This is a genomic window from Streptococcus mitis (genome assembly GCF_001074635.1).
GTDB lineage: Bacteria > Bacillota > Bacilli > Lactobacillales > Streptococcaceae > Streptococcus > Streptococcus mitis_E.
Map to the genome: position 1 here is coordinate 1 of NZ_JUQO01000028.1, position 765 is coordinate 765.

Genomic DNA, 765 nt, shown 5'->3' on the forward strand with positions numbered 1-765 from the left:
AGAGCATCTGCCTTACAAGCAGAGGGTCAGCGGTTCGATCCCGTTAACTCCCATAGGTCCCGTAGTGTAGCGGTTATCACGTCGCCCTGTCACGGCGAAGATCGCGGGTTCGATTCCCGTCGGGACCGTTTGGAATAACGAAAGTTATTTTAGACTCGTTAGCTCAGTTGGTAGAGCAATTGACTTTTAATCAATGGGTCACTGGTTCGAGCCCAGTACGGGTCATATATGCGGGTTTGGCGGAATTGGCAGACGCACCAGATTTAGGATCTGGCGCTTAACGGCGTGGGGGTTCAAGTCCCTTAACCCGCATTAAGATATAATAAATGAGCCGGCTTAGCTCAGTTGGTAGAGCATCTGATTTGTAATCAGAGGGTCGCGTGTTCAAGTCATGTAGCCGGCATTTTTAGATAGAAGAAAACAGTGCGAACGTAGTTCAGTGGTAGAACACCACCTTGCCAAGGTGGGGGTCGCGGGTTCGAATCCCGTCGTTCGCTTAGAGAGGCCGGGGTGGCGGAACTGGCAGACGCACAGGACTTAAAATCCTGCGATTGGTAACGATCGTACCGGTTCGATTCCGGTCCTCGGCATAATATAATGAGCACCCTTAGCTCAACTGGATAGAGTACCTGACTACGAATCAGGCGGTTAGAGGTTCGACTCCTCTAGGGTGCATTTTTCTATTTAACTCGGGAAGTAGCTCAGCTTGGTAGAGTACTTGGTTTGGGACCAAGGTGTCGCAGGTTCGAATCCTGTCTTCCCGAT

8 tRNA genes are annotated in these 765 nt (G+C 50.7%); all 8 read left to right on the forward strand.

Annotated features, from left to right (window positions below):
• Positions 1-55 precede the first annotated feature (55 nt).
• A tRNA-Asp gene (locus tag ADI58_RS01135) sits at positions 56-128 on the forward strand.
• A gap of 24 nt (positions 129-152) precedes the next feature.
• Positions 153-225: transfer RNA gene (locus ADI58_RS01140), tRNA-Lys, on the forward strand.
• Between the two features lie 5 nt (positions 226-230).
• A tRNA-Leu gene (locus ADI58_RS01145) sits at positions 231-312 on the forward strand.
• A gap of 18 nt (positions 313-330) precedes the next feature.
• Positions 331-403 (forward strand) — tRNA-Thr (locus ADI58_RS01150).
• A 22-nt stretch (positions 404-425) separates the two neighbouring features.
• Positions 426-497 (forward strand) — tRNA-Gly (locus tag ADI58_RS01155).
• Positions 498-504: 7 nt separating this feature from the next.
• Positions 505-590, forward strand: a tRNA-Leu gene (locus ADI58_RS01160).
• An 11-nt stretch (positions 591-601) separates the two neighbouring features.
• Positions 602-675, forward strand: a tRNA-Arg gene (locus ADI58_RS01165).
• Between the two features lie 15 nt (positions 676-690).
• Positions 691-764, forward strand: a tRNA-Pro gene (locus ADI58_RS01170).
• Position 765 lies beyond the last annotated feature (1 nt).